This window comes from Collinsella sp. CLA-ER-H5 (assembly GCF_040092375.1).
Classification (GTDB): domain Bacteria; phylum Actinomycetota; class Coriobacteriia; order Coriobacteriales; family Coriobacteriaceae; genus Collinsella.
In genome coordinates, this window is record NZ_JBBNLR010000049.1 from 1 (window position 1) to 868 (window position 868).

Sequence of the window (868 nt, forward strand, 5' to 3'; positions counted from 1 at the left end):
TGGAGTGGGAAGGATAAACTGGACTTTCTTTTAAGGATCCTCAAGCGTATTGCCGCTCGTATTCCACTGGAGACATGTAGCCCAGGGTGGAATGCATGCGCACCCTATTGTAATAGAGCTCTATGTACTTGAAGATGTCCTGCTTGGCCTCGTCCCTCGTCCCATAGCTCCTCTCTTTCACCAATTCCCTTTTCAGCGTCTTGAAGAACGACTCGGCCACCGCGTTGTCCAGCGGCGTGCCGGGCCTTGATACCGACTGGACTATGCCATGCGAGTCCAGACACCGCTGGAAGGAACGGGAGGTGTACTGCGCGCCCTGATCGTCATGGAAGACGAGGCTGCCGTCATCTGGCGGACCCTCCCTGCCGACCGCCTGCTCCATCGCGTCGATCGCGACCTTCTCGGTGATGCGCTCGGACATTGACCAGCCCACGACCTTGCGGGAGAAGGCGTCTATCACGGCTGCGAGATAGAGCCACCCTTCTCTTGTGGGTATGTAGGTGATGTCGCCCACCCAAAGCCTGTTGCGCTCGCCCACGGTGAAAGCGCGCTCTACCAGGTTCAACCGAGGGTCTCCCGGCTCGACCTTCTTCTGGATGCGGTGTTTTCGGGTCGCGCCCTTTCCGGCAAGTCCGAGCTTCTGCATGATGCGGAGCACGCGCTTCTCGCTCACGACGATGCCGCTTTTTCGCAGTTCGCGGTTGATGCGCCGGTAGCCGTAACGGCCCTTGTGCCGCTCGAAGGCCTCGACGACGAAACCTTCGATCGCCTCCCGCTCTATCTGGGCGTCGGACTTCTTCCGGCCGAGATACTCGTAGAAACCGGATTTCGAGACTTTCATCAGCCCGCATGCCTTCTTGATGGGGCC

General features: G+C 59.1%; 1 protein-coding gene. It reads right to left on the reverse strand.

Annotated elements, in window-relative coordinates; all coding sequences use genetic code 11:
• Positions 1–40: 40 nt before the first annotated feature.
• Positions 41–868: IS3 family transposase (locus tag AAAX31_RS10060; RefSeq protein WP_349077110.1), on the reverse strand; the 828-nt coding region annotated here is incomplete at its 5' end.